At 71.4% G+C, this 20487-nt stretch carries 17 protein-coding genes; 4 read left to right on the top strand and 13 right to left on the bottom strand.

All coding sequences use genetic code 11. The features are described from left to right. The first annotated feature begins 99 nt into the window (after positions 1 to 99). On the top strand, positions 100 to 1236 hold the full coding sequence (locus IE145_RS08625) for a winged helix DNA-binding domain-containing protein (RefSeq protein WP_189520310.1): 1137 nt from the start codon (positions 100 to 102) through the stop codon (positions 1234 to 1236). A 68-nt stretch (positions 1237 to 1304) separates the two neighbouring features. On the opposite strand, the gene IE145_RS08620 is transcribed toward IE145_RS08625, so the two are convergent. Continuing rightward, positions 1305 to 2147, bottom strand: a complete 843-nt coding sequence (locus IE145_RS08620) for a response regulator transcription factor (protein WP_189520309.1) — start codon at positions 2145 to 2147, stop codon at positions 1305 to 1307. 132 nt (positions 2148 to 2279) lie between these two features. Between IE145_RS08620 and IE145_RS08615 the strand changes: the two genes are divergently transcribed. Further along, positions 2280 to 3956 (top strand): AMP-binding protein, encoded by a 1677-nt coding sequence (locus IE145_RS08615; RefSeq protein ID WP_189520308.1) that lies wholly within the window; start codon positions 2280 to 2282, stop codon positions 3954 to 3956. After that, positions 3953 to 5560, top strand: a complete 1608-nt coding sequence (locus tag IE145_RS08610) for an AMP-binding protein (RefSeq protein WP_189520307.1) — start codon at positions 3953 to 3955, stop codon at positions 5558 to 5560. Before IE145_RS08615 ends, IE145_RS08610 begins: the two co-directional genes overlap by 4 nt. A 38-nt stretch (positions 5561 to 5598) precedes the next feature. On the opposite strand, the gene IE145_RS08605 is transcribed toward IE145_RS08610, so the two are convergent. From IE145_RS08605 to IE145_RS08595, 3 genes are all read right to left on the bottom strand, one after another. After that, positions 5599 to 5796, bottom strand: a complete 198-nt coding sequence (locus IE145_RS08605) for a hypothetical protein (RefSeq protein WP_189520306.1) — start codon at positions 5794 to 5796, stop codon at positions 5599 to 5601. A 9-nt stretch (positions 5797 to 5805) separates the two neighbouring features. Next, on the bottom strand, positions 5806 to 6438 hold the full coding sequence (locus IE145_RS08600; RefSeq protein ID WP_189520305.1) for a GNAT family N-acetyltransferase: 633 nt from the start codon (positions 6436 to 6438) through the stop codon (positions 5806 to 5808). 82 nt (positions 6439 to 6520) lie between these two features. Further along, entirely contained in the window at positions 6521 to 7231 is a 711-nt protein-coding gene (locus tag IE145_RS08595) for a hypothetical protein (protein WP_189520304.1), read from the bottom strand. A 260-nt stretch (positions 7232 to 7491) separates the two neighbouring features. Here IE145_RS08595 and gcl point away from each other — a divergent pair, with 260 nt between their 5' ends. Further along, positions 7492 to 9276, top strand: coding sequence for a glyoxylate carboligase (gene gcl, locus IE145_RS08590; protein ID WP_189520303.1), 1785 nt, complete (start codon positions 7492 to 7494; stop codon positions 9274 to 9276). Between the two features lie 80 nt (positions 9277 to 9356). Here gcl and IE145_RS08585 read toward each other — a convergent pair whose 3' ends face one another. The 9 genes from IE145_RS08585 to IE145_RS08545 all read right to left on the bottom strand — a co-directional run bounded on the left by IE145_RS08585 (position 9357) and on the right by IE145_RS08545 (position 20476). After that, positions 9357 to 10538: a PP2C family protein-serine/threonine phosphatase gene (locus IE145_RS08585; protein WP_229825458.1), complete on the bottom strand. Its 1182-nt coding sequence runs from the start codon at positions 10536 to 10538 to the stop codon at positions 9357 to 9359. 68 nt (positions 10539 to 10606) lie between these two features. Next, complete coding sequence (locus IE145_RS08580) at positions 10607 to 11407, bottom strand: alpha/beta fold hydrolase (RefSeq protein WP_189520302.1); 801 nt, start codon at positions 11405 to 11407, stop codon at positions 10607 to 10609. A gap of 329 nt (positions 11408 to 11736) precedes the next feature. Continuing rightward, positions 11737 to 13194: a catalase gene (locus IE145_RS08575; RefSeq protein ID WP_189520301.1), complete on the bottom strand. Its 1458-nt coding sequence runs from the start codon at positions 13192 to 13194 to the stop codon at positions 11737 to 11739. A gap of 231 nt (positions 13195 to 13425) precedes the next feature. Continuing rightward, positions 13426 to 14319 carry a 2-hydroxy-3-oxopropionate reductase gene (locus tag IE145_RS08570; protein ID WP_189520300.1) on the bottom strand — a complete coding sequence of 298 codons (894 nt, stop codon included), beginning with the start codon at positions 14317 to 14319 and terminating at the stop codon, positions 13426 to 13428. Positions 14320 to 14386: 67 nt separating this feature from the next. Next, positions 14387 to 15226 carry a TIM barrel protein gene (locus IE145_RS08565; protein ID WP_189520299.1) on the bottom strand — a complete coding sequence of 280 codons (840 nt, stop codon included), beginning with the start codon at positions 15224 to 15226 and terminating at the stop codon, positions 14387 to 14389. A 216-nt stretch (positions 15227 to 15442) separates the two neighbouring features. Then, positions 15443 to 16903, bottom strand: a complete 1461-nt coding sequence (locus IE145_RS08560) for a cellulose binding domain-containing protein (RefSeq protein ID WP_189520298.1) — start codon at positions 16901 to 16903, stop codon at positions 15443 to 15445. 37 nt (positions 16904 to 16940) lie between these two features. Further along, the gene (locus IE145_RS08555) at positions 16941 to 18551 is read right to left on the bottom strand and encodes a beta-N-acetylhexosaminidase (RefSeq protein WP_189520297.1); all 1611 of its coding nucleotides are present in this window, start codon (positions 18549 to 18551) and stop codon (positions 16941 to 16943) included. A gap of 90 nt (positions 18552 to 18641) precedes the next feature. Then, positions 18642 to 19487, bottom strand: a complete 846-nt coding sequence (locus IE145_RS08550) for a carbohydrate ABC transporter permease (protein WP_189520296.1) — start codon at positions 19485 to 19487, stop codon at positions 18642 to 18644. Beyond that, positions 19484 to 20476: a carbohydrate ABC transporter permease gene (locus IE145_RS08545; protein WP_189520295.1), complete on the bottom strand. Its 993-nt coding sequence runs from the start codon at positions 20474 to 20476 to the stop codon at positions 19484 to 19486. The genes IE145_RS08550 and IE145_RS08545 overlap by 4 nt, the downstream gene beginning before the upstream one ends. Positions 20477 to 20487: the final 11 nt, after the last annotated feature.

Raw genomic sequence — 20487 nt, 5'->3', positions numbered from 1 at the left:
GGTGGGCGTGCCGCGCGGCCGCGGCCGGAGCCGACGTGACGAGGACGCTCCACCGATTGCGGACCGTGGCTGACCGCAAGCGCCGGTAGCGTGCGGACCATGGCCACGAAGACGCACCGCACCGCCGCACACCCCGCTGTCCTGCCCGTGCGGGCGCTGAACCGGGCGACCCTGGACCGGCAGCTCCTGCTGCACAGGTCACCGATGTCCGCGAAGGACGCCGTCGCCCACCTCGTCGGGCTCCAGGCGCAGAACACCAAGCCGCCGTACTTCCAGCTGTACGCCAGGCTCGCGGACTTCGACCCCGCGGAGCTGTCCGCGCTGATGGAGGCCCGCGAGGTGGTCCGCATCGTCACCCTGCGCTCCACCCTCCACACCCATACGGCGGACGACGCGCTCACCCTGCGCCCGCTGGTGCAGGCGGCACGCGAGCGGGAGCTGAAGGGGTTCCGGCGCGGGCTGGAGGGGGTGGACCTCGAACGGCTGGCGACGGTGGCCGAGGAGCTGGTCCGGGAGCGCCCGCGCCCGGTCGGGGAACTGCGGGGGGAACTCCTCGCGCACTGGCCGGAGGCCGACCCGCTCGCGCTCACCGCCGCCGCCCGCTGTCTGCTGCCGCTGGTCCAGGTCACCCCGCGCGGACTGTGGGGCCGCAGCGGGCAGGTCGCCCTGACCACCGTGGAGCACTGGCTCGGTCGGCCCGCCGCGCCCGTGGGGGAGCTCGACGCCACCGTGCTGCGCTACCTCGGCGCGTTCGGCCCTGCCTCGGTGATGGACTTCCAGTCCTGGGCGGGCCTCACCCGTACGAAGGAGGTCTTCGAACGGCTCAGGCCCGGGCTGCTCACCTTCCGGGACGAGCGGGGTGTCGAGCTGTTCGACCTCCCGGACGCCCCGCGCCCCGACCCGGACACCCCGGCCCCGCCGCGCTTCCTGCCCGAGTTCGACAACGTCCTGCTCGGCCACGCCGACCGCGCCCGCGTCATCCCCGAGGTCAACAAGGGGCGCAACGGAAAGGGCAACCAGACGTACGGCAGCGTCCTCGTCGACGGATTCCTGGACGCCCTCTGGCGCGTCGACCGCGAGGGGGGTACGGCGATCCTCACCGTGCAGCCGCTGCGGAAGGCGAGCCGCGCGCAGCGTACGGAGATCACCGAGGAGGCGGCACGGATGCTGGCGGTGCTGACCGACGCCGAGGACCACGACATCCGCTTCGGCGCGTTCCTGGACTTCGGGGACTGAACGGACCGAGGCGGCCGGGGGACAGGGCGGGCCGAGGGGGCATCGGCCACCGCCCGGCGGCCCGGATGTCAGGGCAGCAGCCCCGCCCGGCGGGCCGCCACCACCGCCTCCAGCCGGGTGTGCGCCCCCAGCTTCCGCATCGCGGACCGCAGATACCCCCTGACCGTCTCGGGCCGCAGCCCCAGCCGCTCGGCCGCCGCCGCGTTCGTCGCGCCCACCGCCACACACGCCACCACGTCCACCTCGCGCGGGGCGAGGCGCACCTCCCGGGCCGTGGACGCCCTGGCCCCCGACGCCGAGGCGAGCCGCCCGCAGACCTTCAGCAACTCGTCGCGCAGGGCCGGGTCCACGACCTTGGGAACCAGGGCACGCAGGTCCCGGTGGGCCTCGCGCACGTCCTCCCAGGTACCCGGCACCGCGTCCGGATCGCTCACCCGCTCCCGGCCCGCCGCCAGCAACTGCCGCGTCGAGTCCCGTACCGCGAGCGACTGCTCCACATCACGGGCCGCCGCCACCACCGCGTCGAACGTCCGGTCGCCGAGCGTGACCGGCGTACGCAGCGCACCGTAGAGCACGCCCCGCACCGCACGCCGGACGACGACGGGGGCCGCGACGACCGAACGCAGGCCCTCCGCCGCCACCGCCGCGTCGTACTCATGGCTGATGTGGCGGGAGGTGGCGTAGTCCGTCACCGCGCAGGGCCGGGACAGCGCGATGGCCTTGCCGCCGAGGCCGCTCCCGGCGGAGATGACGAGACCCCGCAGGGCGCTGGTCTGCGCCCCGTTCAGCTCGGCGATCCGGGCGTGGCGCGCGTCCGTCAGCAGACCGCCGAACACCACGGGAAGCCCGCTCGTGCGGCGCAGTCTCGCCAGCGCCGCCTGCATCTCCACCGCATCGACCGCTTCCGGCACTCCGACGCCCCTCCGCCCCGGCCCGCTCAGCCCACCCCCGGACGGGGAGCGGACCACCCCCGTCCGGGGGTGGTGAGACCTGGGTCACTGTTTACATGATGTTAGGCGACCGGTCCGTAACGAGGAGGGCACATGTCGGCAACCAGCGCGACCGAGACGTTCCGGGCCGCCCGGGACTTCCTGCTGGAGCACCGCGAGGACTACGAGCGGGCGTACGCGGGCTTCCGCTGGCCGCGGGCGGACCACTTCAACTGGGCGCTGGACTGGTTCGACGTCATCGCCGAGAACAACGACCGCACCGCCCTGCACATCGTGGAGGAGGACGGCCGGCGCACCGAGGTGTCCTTCGCCGCGATGTCGGAGCGCTCCGACCGGGCCGCCAACTGGCTGAGGGCGCAGGGCGTGCGGGAGGGCGACCGCATCCTCGTGATGCTCGGCAACCAGGTCGAGCTGTGGGAGACCGCGCTCGCCGCGATGAAGCTGCGCGCCGTCGTCATCCCCGCCACGCCGCTGCTCGGCCCCGCCGATCTGCGCGACCGGGTGGAGCGCGGCCGGGTGCGCCATGTGCTGGTGCGGGACGCGGACACCGCGAAGTTCGACGAGGTCCCCGGCGACTACACCCGGATCGCGGTGGGCGAGGAGGTGGCGGGCTGGCGGTCGTACGCGGATGCGGCCGAGGCGTCCGCCGACTTCGCACCCGGCCGGGAGACGGACGCCGACGAACCACTGATGCTCTACTTCACCTCCGGTACGACCGCCAGCCCCAAGCTGGTCGAGCACACCCATGTCTCCTACCCCGTGGGCCACTTGGCGACGATGTACTGGATCGGCCTCCAGCCCGGCGACGTACACCTGAACATCTCCTCGCCCGGCTGGGCCAAGCACGCCTGGTCGAACCTCTTCGCCCCGTGGACCGCCGAGGCCACCGTCTTCATCTTCAACTACACCCGCTTCGACGCGGGCCGGCTGATGGCCGAGATGGACCGCTCGGGCATCACCAGCTTCTGTGCTCCGCCCACCGTCTGGCGGATGCTCATCCAGGCGGACCTGAGCCAGTTGACGAGCCCGCCGCGCGAGGTCGTCGCGGCCGGTGAGCCGCTGAACCCGGAGGTCATCGAGACGGTCCGGCGGGAGTGGGGCGTCACCATCCGGGACGGCTTCGGCCAGACCGAGACCGCCGTCCAGGTCGCCAACAGCCCGGGCCAGCCCCTCAAGACCGGCTCCATGGGCCGCCCGAGCCCCGGCTTCACCGTCGAACTCCTCGACCCGGTGACCGGGCAGCCCGGGGCCGCGGAGGGCGAGATCGCCCTCGACCTGGCCGACCGCCCCGTCGGCCTGATGACCGGATATCACGGCGACCCCGACCGCACCGCCGAAGCGATGGCCGGCGGCTACTACCGCACCGGGGACATCGGCGCCCGCGACGAGGACGGCTACATCACCTACGTGGGCCGCGCCGACGACGTGTTCAAGGCCTCCGACTACAAGATCTCACCGTTCGAGCTGGAGAGCGCCCTGCTGGAACACGAGGCGGTCGCCGAGGCCGCCGTCGTCCCCGCGCCCGACCCGCTCCGCCTCGCCGTCCCGAAGGCGTACGTCGTTCTCGCGGACGGCTGGGAGGCGGGGCCGGACACCGCGAAGATCCTCTTCGAGCACTCCCGGGCGGTCCTCGCCCCGTACAAACGCATCCGCAGGCTGGAGTTCGCGGAGCTGCCCAAGACCGTCTCGGGCAAGATCCGCCGCATCGAACTCCGCGAACGCACCGCCCTCGGCACCGGCGCCGAGTTCGACGAGGGAGACCTGAAGTGAACCCGCTCTCGTACGCACACGGCACCGGCGACACCGCCCTGCTCGGCGACACCATCGGCCGCAACCTCGACCGGACGGCCGCCGCCCACGGTGACCGCGAGGCCCTCGTCGACGTGGCCTCCGGCCGGCGCTGGACGTACACGCAATTCGTGGCGGACGTCGACGAACTGGCCCGGGCCCTGATGGCATCGGGGGTGGCGAAGGGCGACCGGGTCGGCATCTGGGCGGTCAACTGCCCCGAGTGGGTGCTCGTCCAGTACGCCACCGCCCGGATCGGGGCCGTCATGGTCACCGTCAACCCGGCCTACCGCGCACACGAGGTGGAGTTCGTCCTGAAGCAGGCGGGCATCTCCCTGCTCATCGCCTCGCTCGCGCACCGCACCAGCGACTACCGCGCCCTCGTCGACGAGGTCCGCGGCAACTGCCCCGCTCTGCGGGCCGTCCACTACATCGGCGATCCGTCCTGGGCGGAGCTGACCGCAGCCGCCCCCGCCGTCACACGTGACCAACTGGCCGCCCGCGAGGCGGAGCTGTCCTGCGACGACCCGATCAACATCCAGTACACCTCGGGCACCACCGGCTTCCCCAAGGGAGCGACCCTCTCCCACCACAACATCCTCAACAACGGGTACTTCGTGGGGGAGACGATCGCCTACACCGAGGCGGACCGGATCTGCCTCCCGGTGCCCTTCTACCACTGCTTCGGCATGGTGATGGGCAACCTCGCCGCCACCTCGCACGGCGCCTGCGTCGTGATCCCCGGCCCGTCCTTCGAGCCCGCCGCCGTGCTGGCCGCCGTCCAGCAGGAGCGCTGCACCTCGCTGTACGGGGTGCCCACCATGTTCATCGCCGAACTGAACCTGCCGGACTTCGCCGCGTACGACCTCTCCTCGCTGCGCACCGGGATCATGGCCGGATCCCCCTGCCCGGCCGAGGTGATGAAGCGGGTCGTCGCCGAGATGCACATGGCCGAGGTGTCCATCTGCTACGGGATGACGGAGACGTCGCCCGTCTCCACCCAGACCCGCCGCGACGACGACCTGGAGCGCCGCACCGGCACGGTGGGCCGCGTGCTGCCGCACATCGAGGTCAAGGTCGTCGACCCGGTCACCGGCGTCACCCTGCCGCGCGGCGCATCGGGCGAACTGCGCACCCGGGGCTACAGCGTGATGCTCGGCTACTGGGACCAGCCCGACCGCACCGCCGAGGTGATCGACGCGGGGCGGTGGATGCACACGGGCGACCTCGCGGTGATGGGCGAGGACGGTTATGTGCAGGTCGTCGGCCGGATCAAGGACATGATCATCCGGGGCGGCGAGAACGTGTACCCGAGGGAGATCGAGGAATTCCTGCACGGCCACCCGAAGATCGCCGACGTCCAGGTGGTCGGCATTCCGGACGAGCGGTACGGGGAGGAGATCCTGGCCTGCGTCATCCCCCGCGACCCGGCCGACCCGCCCACCCTGGAGGAGCTCACCGCGCACTGCCGGGAGCGGCTCGCGCACTACAAGATCCCGCGCAGGCTGCGGATCCTGGAGACCTTCCCGATGACGGTCAGCGGGAAGGTCCGCAAGATCGAGCTGCGCGAGACGTACGCGGACTGAGGAGAGGGAGGGGCGGGCGGGCCGGCCGGGGTGCCGGATCAGGCGGCTTCGATGATGTCGGGGTCGCCCCGGGTCGCCGCCGCCCACTCGATGAGCAGCACCTCGTACGTCGCCGTCTGGACCGGGGACCAGTCCGGTCCGGTGGCGTCGACGAGCGCGCGGATGGCCTCGTTGGCCTGCTCGGCGGCGGGCGCGGGGCGGTCTGCGGGGTGGGAGCTGTCGGGGAGTAAGGCCATGCGCACAGCTTATCCGCCACCACTGACAGCCACGGCCCCCGGAGTGCCCGGGGCTCCCGAAGTCTCCGGAACCGGTGGGGTCTTCGTGGGCTTCGGGGCCGGGGGTGAGGGCCGGGGGACGGCCGACAGGTCGCGGCGCATGCAGACCCGGGGCCAGCGATCGAGGCCGTGCTGGGCCTCCTCGGCGCGGATCGCGCGGAGCCCGTCGGTGAGTTCGTGCTCGGTCAGGACCCGGAAGCCGATCCGGGCGTAGTACGGGGCGTTCCACGGCACGTCGGTGAAGGTGGTCAGGGTGAGCGCCGTCATGCCCCGCCGCGCCGCCAGGGCGGCGAGGTGGGCGATCAGGCCCCGCCCGATACCCCGGCGGGCGGCGGCCGGGTCGACCGAAACCTGCTCGATGTGCAGGGCGTCGTCGACGGGATCGGCGAGCACATAGCCGAGCGGCCGGTCGCCGGTGACGGAGAGGGGGTCGGTGGCCACCCAGCAACGGCCTGCCTGCCGGTAGCTCTCCAGCAGGTCGAGCGGGGGCGGATCATCATCGGCCACGAAGGCCATGCCCAGGGCGCGGAACGGTTCCCCTGCGGCGCGCTCGATCTCCTGGAGCAGCGGGAGATCCGAGCGTCTGGCGGAGCGGATACGCATGGACTCAGTGTGCCGCGCCGGAGGCCGGACCGGTACGCGGGTGGCCGGATCCGGTTGCCCGCGCGGCGCCCGCGCCGTCCGTTCAGGCGCCTGTGCTCACCAGTTCGCCGGCGGGGCTGTTGACCGGCTGCGGGGTCCCGGTCAGGTCGATCACGAAGAGCGGGAGACCGACGCCGTCCGCGCGGGCCCGGGCGTCGGGGGCGTACCCCGCGAGGGAGAAGAACACCCCGGCCGCCGAGGCGCCCAGCGCGTTGAGCCAGAGGGTCTCGACCGCGCGCAGTGCGGCCGGGCGGGTGCTGGAGTCGACCCGGGCGATGACGCCGTCGCCCCGGAGGTCGATGCCGGAGGCCGGGCCGGCGCCGGGCCGGCCGACGTCGCGGAAGCCGAGCCAGGTCAGATACAGACCGGCCGCGCTCACCGCGTCGTGGCCCGTACGGATCGTCATCGGGCGGAACGCCGGGCGCGGGTGCGCGGCGGTGCGCGGCAGGGGGATGTGGGCCGGCGGGACCGGTGAGGGCGGGGGCGGGGCGGCGGCCACCGGACGGACCGGTATCCGCAGGACGGTGCCGCACGGGCAGCACAGTTCGGGCTGCGGCCACTGGTCCTCCCGGGCGCAGGACGAGCAGCGGACGGTGACCCACACGTCGTTCCAGCTGCGATGGCCGACCCGGACCGCCGGGGCGTCGCGGAGCAGCGGCGGGGCCGTGGGCATGCCGCACGGGCAGGGGTAGGCCGGTGTGCTGTAGGCGTGGTCCCGGTTGCAGACGGGGCACCGGACCGGCACGGACTCCACGTATCTCTCCCTCCGGCACGGCCGCGCGGCCGACTCCGCTCCGTGCCTGACTCGTCACACCATCGTCCACCAGGAGCGAGGCTCTGGGGAGGGGATCGGCGTACTTCGTGCGATGCGGGCACCGGTGCACACCCTTGACTGCGATCGCCCCAGCTTCTAGATTGCTTCCATATAGCAGAACTAAGTTTCCGTAATACGGAATTGGTGCTCTCAGGTGGCGCGACAGAGCCCGACTCCACCAATCCCGAGCAGGAGCTTCCATGCCTCGTATGACCGCTGCCCGAGCGGCAGTTGAGATCCTGAAGCGCGAAGGCGTCAGCAACGCGTTCGGCGTTCCGGGCGCGGCGATCAACCCCTTCTACGCCGCCCTCAAGGCCTCCGGCGGGGTCCACCACACACTGGCCCGGCACGTCGAGGGCGCCTCCCACATGGCGGAGGGCTACACCCGGGCCAGGGCGGGCAACATCGGCGTCTGCATCGGTACGTCGGGTCCGGCGGGCACCGACATGATCACCGGGCTGTACTCGGCCATCGCCGACTCCATCCCGATCCTCTGCATCACCGGTCAGGCGCCGACGGCCGTCCTGCACAAGGAGGACTTCCAGGCCGTCGACATCGCCTCGATCGCCAAGCCGGTCACCAAGGCGGCGACCACTGTCCTGGAGGCCGCGCAGGTCCCCGGCGTCTTCCAGCAGGCCTTCCACCTGATGCGCACCGGACGCCCCGGACCGGTCCTCATCGACCTGCCGATCGACGTCCAGCTCACCGAGATCGAGTTCGACCCCGAGCTGTACGAGCCCCTCCCGGTGCACAAGCCCGCCGCCTCCCGCAAGCAGATCGAGCGGGCCGTGCGGATGCTGAACGACTCGGAGCGCCCGGTGCTCGTCGCGGGCGGCGGCATCATCAACGCCGACGCCGCCGAGCTGCTCGTGGAGTTCGCCGAGCTGACCGGCGTCCCCGTCATCCCGACCCTGATGGGCTGGGGCATCCTCCCCGACGACCACGAGCTGAACGCCGGCATGGTGGGCCTCCAGACCTCGCACCGCTACGGCAACGCCAACTTCCTGGAGTCCGACTTCGTCCTCGGCATCGGCAACCGCTGGGCCAACCGCCACACCGGCAAGCTGGACGTCTACACCCAGGGCCGCACCTTCGTCCACGTCGACGTCGAGCCCACCCAGATCGGCAAGATCTTCGCCCCGGACCTCGGCATCGCCTCCGACGCCAAGGCGGCGCTGACGCTCTTCGTCGAGGTGGCGCGCGAGCTGAAGGCGGCGGGCGAGCTGAAGGACCGCTCGGCCTGGGCCGCCTCCACGCAGGAGCGCAAGGCGACCCTCCAGCGCAGGACGCACTTCGACAACGTGCCGCTCAAGCCGCAGCGCGTGTACGAGGAGATGAACCGGGCGTTCGGCCCGGAGACCCGTTACGTCACCACGATCGGGCTCTCCCAGATCGCCGGCGCGCAGATGCTGCACGTCTACAAGCCGCGCCACTGGATCAACTGCGGCCAGGCGGGCCCGCTGGGCTGGACGATCCCGGCCGCGCTGGGTGTCGCCACCGCGGACCCGGAGGGCACGGTCGTCGCCCTCTCCGGCGACTACGACTTCCAGTTCATGCTGGAGGAGCTGGCGGTCGGCGCGCAGCACCGCATCCCGTACGTCCACGTCCTGGTGAACAACTCCTACCTCGGGCTGATCCGCCAGGCGCAGCGCAACTTCGACATCGACTTCCAGGTCAACCTGGAGTTCGAGAACCTCAACTCCCCGGAGCTGGGCGTCTACGGCGTCGACCACGTCAAGGTCGTCGAGGGCCTCGGCTGCAAGGCGATCCGGGTCACCGAGCCGGACCAGCTGCTGCCAGCCTTCGAGGAGGCGAAGAAGCAGGCGGCGGAGTTCCGCGTCCCGGTCGTCGTCGAGGCGATCCTGGAGCGGGTCACGAACATCGCGATGAGCGGGACCGACATCGCGTCGGTGAACGAGTTCGAGGACCTGGCGACGGACCCGTCCCACGCCCCGACGGCGATCCGCCCCCTGACGGTCTCCTGACCCGCCCGCCCCCGCACCGAACGGCCCCGCCCCGGACTCCTGCCCGGGCGGGGCCCGCCGCTGTGCCCCCGCCCGGCCCCTCACCGCTCGCCCGGGGGCACGCTCATCGCCAGGAGCGCCGTGTCGTCGTCGAGTCCCTCGCCGAACGAGTCCAGCAGTGCGGTGACCGCCCCGACGGCGCCGGGCGCCGACGTGGGCGCCAGGGACCTCGCGAAGTCCAGGAGCGCTTCGTCGCCGTAGCGTTCCCCCGCGTCCCCGGTACGGGCCTCGGTCAGACCGTCGGTGTAGAGCAACAGGGTGTCGCCGGGACGCAGGTCCAGGGTGGCGGTGGTGAACTGCGCGTCCGGTACGACGCCGACCAGCTGTCCGCCCGGGGTGGGCAGGTAGTCGGCGCTGCCGTCGGCCCGCAGCAGCATCGCGGGAGGGTGGCCGCCGCCTGCCAGGACGACATGGAATCCGAGGCCGTGCTCCTCGGGTGCGAGCAGGCCGAAGATCACGGTGCAGAAGGGTGGTTCGTCCTCCTGGGCCTGCTGGTTGAGCGCGGTGTTGAGGTTGGCCAGTACGCTGCCCGGTTCCGGATCGGAGACCGCCGCGGCCCGCAGGGTGTACCGCGCCAACGACGTCACCACGGCCGCGTCGGCGCCCTTGCCGCGCACATCCCCCATGAAGAACCCCCAGCTTCCGCCGGCGAGCGGGAACAGATCGTAGAAGTCCCCGCCCACCTCGTCGGAGGACGCGAAGTGGTAGTGCGCGGCGGCCTCCATTCCGGGAACCGGTTCGATGGCCGGCGGGATCAGGGTGCGCTGCAGGGTGGTGGCGAGGCGTTGCAGACGTTCGCGGTCGTGCTCGGCCTCCTGCCGGGCCCGCAGGAGTTCGCGCTCGTAGGCGCGCCTGTCCCGGGCGTCGAGGAGGGTGGTGCGGATGAGCAGCGGTTCGCCGTCCTCGCCCCGCTTGACGGTGGACGTGGCCAGGACCGGCAGCCGGGTGCCGTCCGCGGCCTTGAGTTCCAGGGCGACGCCGTTGATCTCGCCCTGCATCCGCAGCAGCGGTGCGAAGTGCGTCTCGTGGTAGAGCCTGCCACCGATGGTCAGCAGGTCGGAGAAGTGCCGGTGGCCCACCAGGTCCTCGCGACGACGGCCGAGCCATCTCAGGAGCGTTCCGTTGATTTTGGCGATCCGCCCGTCCATCAGTGTGGAGAGGTAGCCGCACGGCGCGTTCTCGTACAGGTCCTCCACGCTGTCCTCCAGCAGGGCGGACAACACCCGGGGGGCCTGGTCGCGGTCCTGCGAGGGCCACGATCCGTCGGTCCCCTCGCTGCCCCGGCGCACGGTCACGACCCCTGCACGAAGGCGATGATCGCCTCGGCGGTCTCCTCGGGGGCGCTCAGCTGGGGACAGTGGCCCCTGGAGTCCAGTGTGACCAGCTCGCTGCCGCGGATCTGCGCGTGGACGAAGGCGCCCACCTCACGCGGAGCGATCGTGTCGTGCGCGCTCTCGGCGACGAGCGTCGGAACGGTCACCTCGGCGAGGTCCGCCCGGTTGTCGGACAGGAAGGTGGTCCTCGCGAAGACCCGGGCCATCTCGGGGTCCGTCCGGCAGAAGCTGTTGGTCAGCTCTTCGCCCAGTTCCGGGCGGTCCGGGTTTCCCATGATCACCGGTGCCATGGTCGCCGACCAGCCCAGATAGTTGCTGTCCAGTGACTCGAGCAGTTCGTCGATGTCCTGCTCGCTGAATCCGCCCCGGTAGTCGCCGTCGTCGATGTACGACGGCGAGGGGGTGAGGAGGATCAGTTTCTCGAAGAGCGCGGGCTCCTCAACGGCGGCGAGCACACCGATCATGGAACTGACCGAATGCCCGACGAAGGTCACGGGCCCGAGACCGAGCTCCCGGCAGATGCCGATGACGTCCTGCGCGTAGCCGTCCAGGGTGGAGTACCGCTCCGGGCTCCAGGCCGACGGATCGGAACGCCCCGCCCCCACATGGTCGAACAGGACCACCCGGAAGTGCTCTGCCAGCGCGGGCGCGACGAGACGCCAGAGGTTCTGGTCGCAGCCGAAACCGTGGGCGAGCATGACCACCGGGCCGCTTTCCCGGCCGGTCACCCGCACCCGGTTTCTCTTGCGGACGTCCATACGGACATCCTGGCACCCTTCGCACCGCACGGCCTGGTCTGCCGGCCGGCCGCCGCCACCGGGCGCGGATCACGGCGGGGCGCGGGCACGCGAGAAGGGCGTGGGGTACGGGACCGTATCCGTACTCCACGCCCTCGTTCAGGGGGGTGACAGGGACCGCGGCGGCGGCGATCGGCCCGGGCGAGGGCGTCTCCTTCAGGTCAGGAGACGGTCCCCGGGCCTTCACCACCGCACTGGCATCGCACAGCCGCCGCGGCCTCGTCGTCCTGCCCGTCCCGCGCGGCACCCCTCATCCGGGTGCGCGGTGCGAGCAGGGGCACAGGGGAGGCTCAGTCCTCGCGCAGGGCGCGGACCGCCTCCTCCACGCGCTTGCCGTAGTCGGCGTCGGCGGCGTGGAAGTGCGCGAGGTTCTTCTCGATCACGTCGTCGCGGGTGACCTGCGAGAGGCCCCCCGCGATGTTCGCGACCAGGCGGCCCTTCTCGTCCTCCGACATGAGCCGGAAGAGTTCGCCCGCCTGGAAGAAGTCGTCGTCCTTGGTGTGGGCGGGCGCCTCGTGCGTGCCCGTCCAGCCGTGGATCGCCAGCGGTGCGGCGAGCGCCGCGTCGGTCTGCGCCGGGCCGGCGTACGAGTTGGGCTCGTAGTTCTTGTCGTGGCGCGAGCCGTTGCGGGTCGCGTGCAGACCGTCGCGGCCGTAGTTGTCGACGACCGCCGTGCGCGGGGCGTTCACCGGCAGCTGGGTGTGGTTGACGCCCAGGCGGTAGCGGTGCGCGTCCGCGTAGGCGAACAGCCGGCCCTGGAGCATCTTGTCCGGGGAGGGGCCGATGCCGGGCACGAAGTTGTTCGGGGAGAACGCGGCCTGCTCGACCTCGGCGAAGACGTTGTCCGGGTTCCGGTCCAGGACCAGGCGGCCGACCCGCTGGAGCGGGTAGTCGCTGTGCGGCCACACCTTGGTGAGGTCGAACGGGTTGAACCGGTAGTCGGCGGCCTCGGCGGCCGGCATCACCTGGACGTACAGCGTCCAGGACGGGTTGACGCCGCGCTCGATGGCCTGGAGCAGATCCGTCTGGTGCGAGTTGGCGTCCTTGCCGACGAGCTCGGCGGCCTGCTCGGCGGAGAGGGACCGCACGCCCTGGTTCGTCTTGAAGTGGTACTTGACGAAGAAGGCCTCGCCCTCGGCGTTCGTCCACTGGTAGGTGTGCGAGCCGTAACCGTTCATGTGGCGGTACGAGGCGGGGATGCCGCGGTCGCCCATCAGCCAGGTGATCTGGTGCGTCGCCTCGGGGGCGTGCGCCCAGAAGTCCCAGACGTTGTCCGGCTCCTGCTTGCCGGTGAACGGGTCGCGCTTCTGCGAGTGGATGAAGTCGGGGAACTTGATCGGGTCCTTGATGAAGAACACCGGGGTGTTGTTGCCGACCAGGTCGTAATTGCCCTCGTCCGTGTAGAACTTGAGGGCGAAGCCGCGCGGGTCGCGGACCGCGTCCGCGCCGCCGAGCGAGTCGGCGACGGTCGAGAAGCGGAGGAACGTCTCGGTGCGCTTGCCGACCGCGGAGAGGAAGTCGGCGCGGGTGAAGCCCGTGACGTCGTCGGTCACCTCGAAGTAGCCGTACGCACCGGAGCCACGGGCGTGCACGACGCGCTCCGGGATGCGCTCACGGTTGAAGCGGGCGAGCTTCTCCAGGAGGTGCTGGTCCTGGAGGAGGATCGGTCCACCGGCACCGGCGGTGGCGGAGTTCTGGTTGTCGGCGACCGGGGCGCCTGACTCGGTCGTGAGCACACGCTTAGCCATGTGGCGGGATGACCTTTCGTACGAGCTGCTGACGGCTTGAGGAGCGTAGATTCGCCGCCGAGAGAACGTCAACAGTTTGTTGAAATCGAAGTGTGTGGTTCCGGGCCGCGGCAGCGCCTGGGCGCGACAGGACAGGTGTCAGCGCCACCGCGGCCCGGAGATCAGGGGGCCCGTCGTGCGGGCCGTGGCCCCGTGCGGGGCCGGGGGCTCCTCGTGGAGCCGGGGGAGGGGTCAGACCTGGGAGCCGGAGAGCCGCTCGACCGAGCGCAGCAGCGCCGAGTGGTCGAGGCCGCCGTCGCCCTGGGCGCGCAGCGAGGCGACCAGCTGGGCGACCACGCCGCCGACGGGCAGGGCCGCGCCGACGTTGCGGGCGGCGTCCGTGACGATGCCCATGTCCTTGTGGTGCAGGTCGATCCGGAAGCCGGGGGCGAAGTCCCGCTTCAGGAAGTTGTCCTTCTTGCGGGTCAGCACGGTCGAGCCGGCGAGGCCCCCGTTGAGGACGTCGAGCGCGGCGGTGAGGTCGACCCCGGACTTCTCCAGGAAGACCACGGCCTCGGCGCAGGCCTGGATGTTGACCGCGACGATCAGCTGGTTGGCGGCCTTCACCGTCTGGCCGGAGCCGTGCGGACCGCAGAGCACGATGGTCTTGCCCAGCGCCTCCAGGAGCGGCTTCGCGGTGTCGAAGTCCGCCTGCTCGCCGCCGACCATGATGGACAGGACCGCCTCGATGGCGCCGGCCTCGCCGCCGGAGACCGGCGCGTCCAGGACCCGGATGCCCTTCTCGGCCGCGTTCTTGGCGAGGTCGACCGAGGTCTGCGGGGTGATGGAGGACATGTCCACCAGCAGCGCGCCGCGCCTGGCGTTCTCCAGGATGCCGTCCGGGCCGTACGCGATGGCCTCGACCTGCGGCGACGCGGGCACCATCGTGATGACGACATCCGCGTCCCTGACCGCGTCCGCGATCGAGGAGGCGCCGGTGCCGCCGGCCGCGACCAGCCGGTCGATCTTGTCCTGCTCCAGGGTGTATCCGGTGACGGAGTAACCGGCCTTGATCAGGTTCTCCGACATGGGGGAGCCCATGATGCCGAGACCGATCCAGGCGACCTTGGGGAGGTTGTTGCTCATGAGGGTGCCTTCCTGAAAAACGTGTGTGCGTAAGGGGGCTGGACTCACCCGTGGTGGACCCGGCCGGTCAGCCGGCCGCTCGGGCCGACGCCGGGAGCCAGTCGAAGGAGTCCGCGCTCGGCCGGTCGCCCGGCTTGTACTCCAGGCCGACCCGGCCCGTGTAGCCCGCGTCCTTCAGCTCGTCCAGGAGCCGCTCCAGCGGCAGCGTGCCGGTGCCCGGCGCGCCGCGGCCCGGGTTGTCGGCGATCTGGACGTGGCCGGTCTTCGCGGCGTACGCCTTGATGACCTGGCTCAGGTCCTCGCCGTTCATCGACAGGTGGTACAGGTCCAGCAGGAACTTCGCGTTCCCGAGGCCCGTCGCCGCGTTGACCTTGTCGACGACCTCGATCGCGGCCGGTGCGCTGACCAGCGGATAGAGCGGCGACTCCGGCTTGTTCAGGGTCTCGACCAGGAGGATCGCCCCGACGCGGTCCGCCGCGCGGGCGGCCAGCACCAGGTTCTCCAGCGCGAGCGCGTCCTGGACCTGCGGGTCCACGCCCTCGACGCGGTTGCCGTACAGCGCGTTGAGCGCCGTGCAGCCGACCGAGGCGGCGAAGTCGGCCGCCACCTCGATGTTCTCCCGGAAGCGGTCCGACTCCGCGCCGGGCACGGAGAGCGCGCCGCGGTCGGGGCCGGGCAGCTGTCCGGCGTAGAAGTTCAGCCCCACGAGCTGGGTGCCTGCGTCGTCGAGCGCCTTCTTGAGGGCGTCGAGCTCGGCTCGGTCGGGGGTGGGGGTCTCGATCCAGGGCCACCACAGCTCGACCGCGGTGAAGCCCGCCGCGGCGGCTGCCGCGGGGCGCTCCAGGAGCGGGAGTTCCGTGAAGAGGATCGAGAGGTTCACATCGAAGCGCTGGTCCGGGTAGCCCATGAGGGTTTCGGCGCTCCTTCCGTATTGCGGAAGTTAGTTTCTGCTTAACGGAAGATTGCCCGGAGGGTGGCAGGGCTGTCAAGGGGGTGCCGCGAAATTCGCCCCGGTCGGCGGCGTACGGAATCGGTGGCCGGGGCCCTTCGGGGCATGCGAAAGCGGGGCGGAGGCCGCTGTCGACCCCCGCCCCGCCCGGCTCTCACCCCGTGCGGACCGCTCCTAGCTGCCGGGCACGGTGTCCTCGAAGGTCTTCCCCGCGCTGCGGTACGACCCGACCATCGCGTTCACCTGCGCCGGGGTGAGCACCTGGTCCTTCACATGCAGGACGTAGTCCACCTGCTGGTCGTAGGAGCGCGGGGTGGTGCTGGGCTGCCCCTGGAGGTCGATCAGCCACTGGTTGAAGTTGATCGACATCGGCCGCTCGGGCAGATACGCCGCCCCGTGCGTGCCGAAGTGCTGACCGTCGACGTAGTACGTGATCCGGTTGTCGTCGATCGTCACCACGAGGTCGTGCCAGCCCGCGTACGACGCCCGGACCTCGCTGTGCGCGTTGACCGCCTCCCACGGGTCGGGCCGGTAGGTCTCCCACGAGGTCGTGTAGAGGATGTTGGCCGGCTCGCCCCAGCCGCCGTTCGGCAGATACTCGAAGTCGTACTCCGCGTAGTCGTCGGCCATCGGCGCCTTGAGGTCGTTGATGGTGAAGAACGTCTGCACGATCCGGTCGCCGTCCGGACCCGAGCGCGGGGCGTCGCTGAACTTCACCCGGGACGCGTAGGTCCCGTTCTTGAACTTCATCGACTTGGTCAGGATCTCGGAGTGCTTCGTCGAAGCGCCCGTGCCCGCCGTCGAGGTCTCCAGGTTCATCACGGAGTTGCCGCTCTGCGAGGCGAAGGTGACGTTCTCGGGAGCCCAGGTCGCGCCGGGCACGCCGGGGCCGCCCGGGTTGGACCGTACGCTCCAGCCGTTGGCGCCGATCTTCGGGTCGGTGTGCGAGCTGTAGTTGAAGTCGTCGAACAGCGTCGGCGCGTCCCCCGGCGGGTCGGTGGGCGGGTCCGTCGGGTCCGGCGGGTCGGTCGGGCCGTTGCCCCCGGGAGCCTCGCCCCACACGGTCGCCCCGCTCACATGGGCCGTCACCTTGGACCAGTCGCCGTAGGCGGTCCGGTCCGGGCCGAAGGAGTAGTCGTCGGACTGGACGAGCGAGGCCCAGGACGCCTGGTGGAAGCGCAGTTGCATATCGCCCGTGTCCGCACCCGGTGCGAGCGAGCCCGCCCCGGCGGTGAAACCGATCTCCAGATAGCGGTCGGCGGTGGCGGTCGGGTTGGCGGGCGTCCCGAACGTACCGGTGATGTTCGCGCACCCCTTCACCGCCCAGGAGCAGGCGAAGCGGTAGGCGGCGGACGCCGAGTCGGCCTTGAAGTAGTAGCGGAGCTTGACGCCGCTGAGCGGCACGGACGAGGAGCCGGCGTTGCGGACCTTCAGCCACGGCTCGCTCTGGTCGGCGCTCGCACCGGACGCGCTCGTCCGGTACTGGACCACGATCCCGTCGGCCGCGGCGGACGCCGAGGACGGCAGAGCGGCGAGCCCGGTGGCGGCCAGGGCCACGGCGGCGGCCGACGCGGCGGCGGCGCGCAGCCCGGACCCGCGCGGATTCCTGCGTGAGGTGGTGACAGGTGTGTTCACAGGCGTGTTCCTCTCCGGAACGGTGGTGGGGGAGTGGTTACGGGTGGAGTCGCGCTGTTCCTGCGGAGGGGGCCGCGGACCCGGCCGTCGCGAGCGACCGCGCGTCCAGCGGGCGGTAGGGGACGCCCAGGGCGTCCAGCCGGGCGGTGTGGTGGCGCAGCCGCTCGACGAACCCCGGCCAGTCTCCGCGCCCGCCGGACCAGGAACGGTCGGCCAGCGCGCAGAGCCGGGGAAAGCTGAGGTACTCGATCTCCTCGGGGGTGCGGGCGTACTCCGTCCACAGCTGGACCTGGGTCCCGAGCACCCGGGCCCGCTCGTCCTCCGGCCAGTCGTGCGGTGCCGGTTCATAGCCGTGGACCGTGTGCAGGGGGACCGGCGCGCCGGGCTGGGCGACCGGCTCGGACGGGTCCGTGGACTGCGCGTAGTCGAGATAGGTCGCCCGGTGGTGCGCGGCGATCACCTGATGGCCGCGGCGGGCGGCAGCCCGGGCGTGCGTGGCGTCGCGCCAGGTCATCACGGTGAACTCCGGGGGGAGTTCGGCGCCGTTCTCGACCCAGCCGAGCGGGATCCGGCCGCGCTCCACCAGGAACGCCCCGATCCGGCCCATGAACCAGCCGTGCAGTTCGGCCGGGCCCGAGAGCCCGAGGGACGCCGCGCGGTCCCGGGCGGCCGGGCTGTCCTCCCACTCGGTCGTCGGGCACTCCTCGCCGCCGATGTGGATGTACGGCGACGGGAAGACGTCCATCACCTCCTCCAGCACGGCCCGGCAGAAGTCGAAGACCCCCTCGTGCACGCCGAGGATCGTGTCGCACACCCCCCACCGGGTCCACACATCCAGCCGCCGGCCGGGATGGTTGCCCAGCTCCGGGTAGGCGGCGAGCGCGGCCCGCACATGGCCGGGCATCTCGATCTCCGGTACGACGGTGATGCCGCGCTCCTCCGCGTACCGCACCAGAGCTCTCAACTCGGCCTTGGTGTAATGCCCTTCGTGCGGCACCGCGTCGAAGTGAGCCCCGTCCGGACCGGTCGGGCCCTTCTGCGACCGGGCCCGCCGGGAGCCGACCGCGATCAGCCGGGGGTAGGCGTCGACCGGCATCCGCCAGCCCTGGTCGTCGGTGAGGTGGAGGTGCAGGACGTTCAGCTTGTGCAGCGCCAGCAGGTCCACGTACCGGTGCAGATAGCCGATCGGCTGGAAGCGGCGCGCCACGTCCAGCATCGCCCCGCGCCACGGCCGGTCCGGTACGTCGGTGATCTCGACGCAGGGCAGCTCCCAGGACCCGGACCCCGTTGCCCCGCCCGCCAGGGCCGCGGCGGGCAGGAGCTGGCGGACCGTCTGGATGCCCCGGAGCAGCCCGGTGCGGTGGGCGGCGCGCAACTGGAGCGCCTGCGGGGCGACCGTCAGCCCGTACCCCTCCTCGCCGAGGCCGCCGAGCCGGTCGTCCAGGGCGAGGACGACCCGGCCGTCGGGCGACGGGGCGAGGGGAAGTCCGGCGGGGCGGCCGACCAGGGTGCGCAGCAGGTCCGCCGCCGGTTCCGCGCCCGGCAGCGCGCGGACGGTGGTGTCCCGGTCGAGGGTGAGCCGGCCGCCGAGCGAGGAGACCTTGCTCGGGCGGGGGAGGAGGGAGAGGTCGGGGCGCGATGCGGACACGGGGACTCCGGATTCGGTTCGCGGGCAGGCGGACGGGCGGAGAGGCGGGTGGCAACGGGGCCGGCGGGGCCGAGCGGCGTTCTCCGCCGCTCACCCCTTCACGGCACCGGCGGCGAAGCCGGACGTGACATGGCGCTGGAGCAGCAGGAAGATCACCAGGGCCGGCAGCGCGAAGAGGGTGGAGGCGGCCATCGTGGCGCCCCAGTCGGTGCCGAAGGTGTTCTGGAAGGACGACAGCCAGACCGGCAGGGTCCGGTTGTCCTGCTGTTTGATGATCAGGAAGTTGGCGTAGGCGAACTCGTTCCAGGCGGTGATGAAGCCGAACAGCGAGGTCGCCATCAGCCCCGGCGCCAGCAGCGGCATCGCCACCCGCCAGAACGCCCCGGTCCGGGTGCAGCCGTCGACCTGCGCCGCCTCCTCCAGTTCCGGCGGGATCGTCCCGATGAACCCGCGCAGCACCACCACCGTGAACGGCAGCGTGATCATGAAGTAGATCAGCGTCAGCGTGGGCAGCCGGTCCAGCATGTTCGTGTCCCGGGAGATGATGTAGACCGGGATGATCAGCGACTCCCAGGGCGCCATCTGCGCGATGAAGATCATCAGCATGAACTGGCGTCGGCCCCTCCACCGCAGCCGCGCCACGGCGTACGCCGCGCCCAGCGCCACCAGCAGCGCCAGCAGGACGGCCCCCAGCGTCACGAGGATGCTGTTGCGCCAGAACAGCGCGAACCCGTCGGCTTCCACGGCTCGTCGGAAGTGGTCGAGGGTCCAGGTGTGCGGGAGGAGCCGCGGGTTCGACGACTGGATGTCCTTGGACGGCTTGAAGGCCGTGGAGATCATCCAGTACACGGGGAAGAGGCAGATCAGGACGGTCACGGCGGCGGCGAGGCGGAGCGGAAGGCGCCGGAGCCGAAGGCGCGCGACAGGTGAGTTCATCGGGACTCGTCCTCCTGGCGGAGCATCTGGCGGAAGTAGAGGACGAGCACCCCGGACATCAGGACCACGGTGACCATCGAGGCGGCGGAGCCGAGGTCGTACCGCTGGCTGGAGAGCGCCGTCTGCACCGCGTAGACCGGCAGGATCGTCGTGGCGTCGCCCGGACCGCCCCTCGTCATCACCCAGATCTGGACGAACGCCTTGAACGTCCAGATCACCTCCAGCGACAGCACCAGCAGGAAGATCGGCCGCAGGATCGGGAAGGTGACCGAGCGGAAGATCCGCCCCGCGCCCGCCCCGTCCAGCCGTGCCGACTCATACAGCTCGGGGGAGACGGTGGTCAGCGCCGAGTACAGGGTGATCGCGGCGAACGGCACCGACTGCCAGACGATCAGCGTCACGAGGATCGCGAAAGCGGCGGTGCCGTTGGCGAACCACGGATAGCGGTCGAAGGAGTCGAGGCCGAGCGAGGTCAGCGACCAGTTGACGATGCCGAACTCCGAGTGGAACAGCCACTGGAAGACGGTGGTCGCCGCCACCACCGGCATCGCCCAGGCCAGCACCAGCGAACACAGCACCACCGTCCGCCCGATCCGCCCGAGCCGCTCCACCATCAACGCCACCAGCGTGGCGATCACCATGATCAGGACGACGTTGACCGCCATGAACAGGAACGTGCGGCGGACCACTTCCCAGAAGCGGGGATCCGTCAGCAGCGTCCGGTAGTTCCGCAGGCCCACGAAGTCCGCGTCACCGGCGATCAGCTGCCGCAGCCGGAAGTCCTGGAACGAGATCAGGACGGCCCGCACCAGCGGGTAGACCAGCAGATAGAGCATGCCGCCGACGGCGGGGGCGACCAGGGCGTACGGCCAGAGGCTCCGGGCCCCGCCCGTTCCCCGGCGCCGGGGCGGGGGCCTGCGTACGGCGAGGCGTGGGGCCGGGCTTCGCCGGGGGGTGCTGGGTGCGGTCCGTTGGTCGACGACCGGCACGGCACGCCTCC

The organism is Streptomyces sindenensis, assembly GCF_014649035.1.
In the GTDB taxonomy this organism is placed as follows: Bacteria; Actinomycetota; Actinomycetes; order Streptomycetales; family Streptomycetaceae; genus Streptomyces; species Streptomyces sindenensis.
The sequence above is the reverse complement of the archived record's forward strand: the minus strand, read 5'-3'. Positions and strand labels throughout refer to the sequence as shown.

What these genes read in the sequence shown, in the direction of transcription:
- IE145_RS08625 (WP_189520310.1), top strand. Translation starts at nt 100, where the DNA reads ATGGCCACGAAGACGCACCGCACCGCCGCACACCCCGCTGTCCTGCCC.
- IE145_RS08615 (WP_189520308.1), top strand. Translation starts at nt 2,280, where the DNA reads ATGTCGGCAACCAGCGCGACCGAGACGTTCCGGGCCGCCCGGGACTTC.
- IE145_RS08605 (WP_189520306.1), bottom strand. Translation starts at nt 5,796, where the DNA reads ATGGCCTTACTCCCCGACAGCTCCCACCCCGCAGACCGCCCCGCGCCC.
- IE145_RS08600 (WP_189520305.1), bottom strand. Translation starts at nt 6,438, where the DNA reads ATGCGTATCCGCTCCGCCAGACGCTCGGATCTCCCGCTGCTCCAGGAG.
- gcl (WP_189520303.1), top strand. Translation starts at nt 7,492, where the DNA reads ATGCCTCGTATGACCGCTGCCCGAGCGGCAGTTGAGATCCTGAAGCGC.
- IE145_RS08580 (WP_189520302.1), bottom strand. Translation starts at nt 11,407, where the DNA reads ATGGACGTCCGCAAGAGAAACCGGGTGCGGGTGACCGGCCGGGAAAGC.
- IE145_RS08575 (WP_189520301.1), bottom strand. Translation starts at nt 13,194, where the DNA reads ATGGCTAAGCGTGTGCTCACGACCGAGTCAGGCGCCCCGGTCGCCGAC.
- IE145_RS08570 (WP_189520300.1), bottom strand. Translation starts at nt 14,319, where the DNA reads ATGAGCAACAACCTCCCCAAGGTCGCCTGGATCGGTCTCGGCATCATG.
- IE145_RS08565 (WP_189520299.1), bottom strand. Translation starts at nt 15,226, where the DNA reads ATGGGCTACCCGGACCAGCGCTTCGATGTGAACCTCTCGATCCTCTTC.
- IE145_RS08550 (WP_189520296.1), bottom strand. Translation starts at nt 19,487, where the DNA reads ATGAACTCACCTGTCGCGCGCCTTCGGCTCCGGCGCCTTCCGCTCCGC.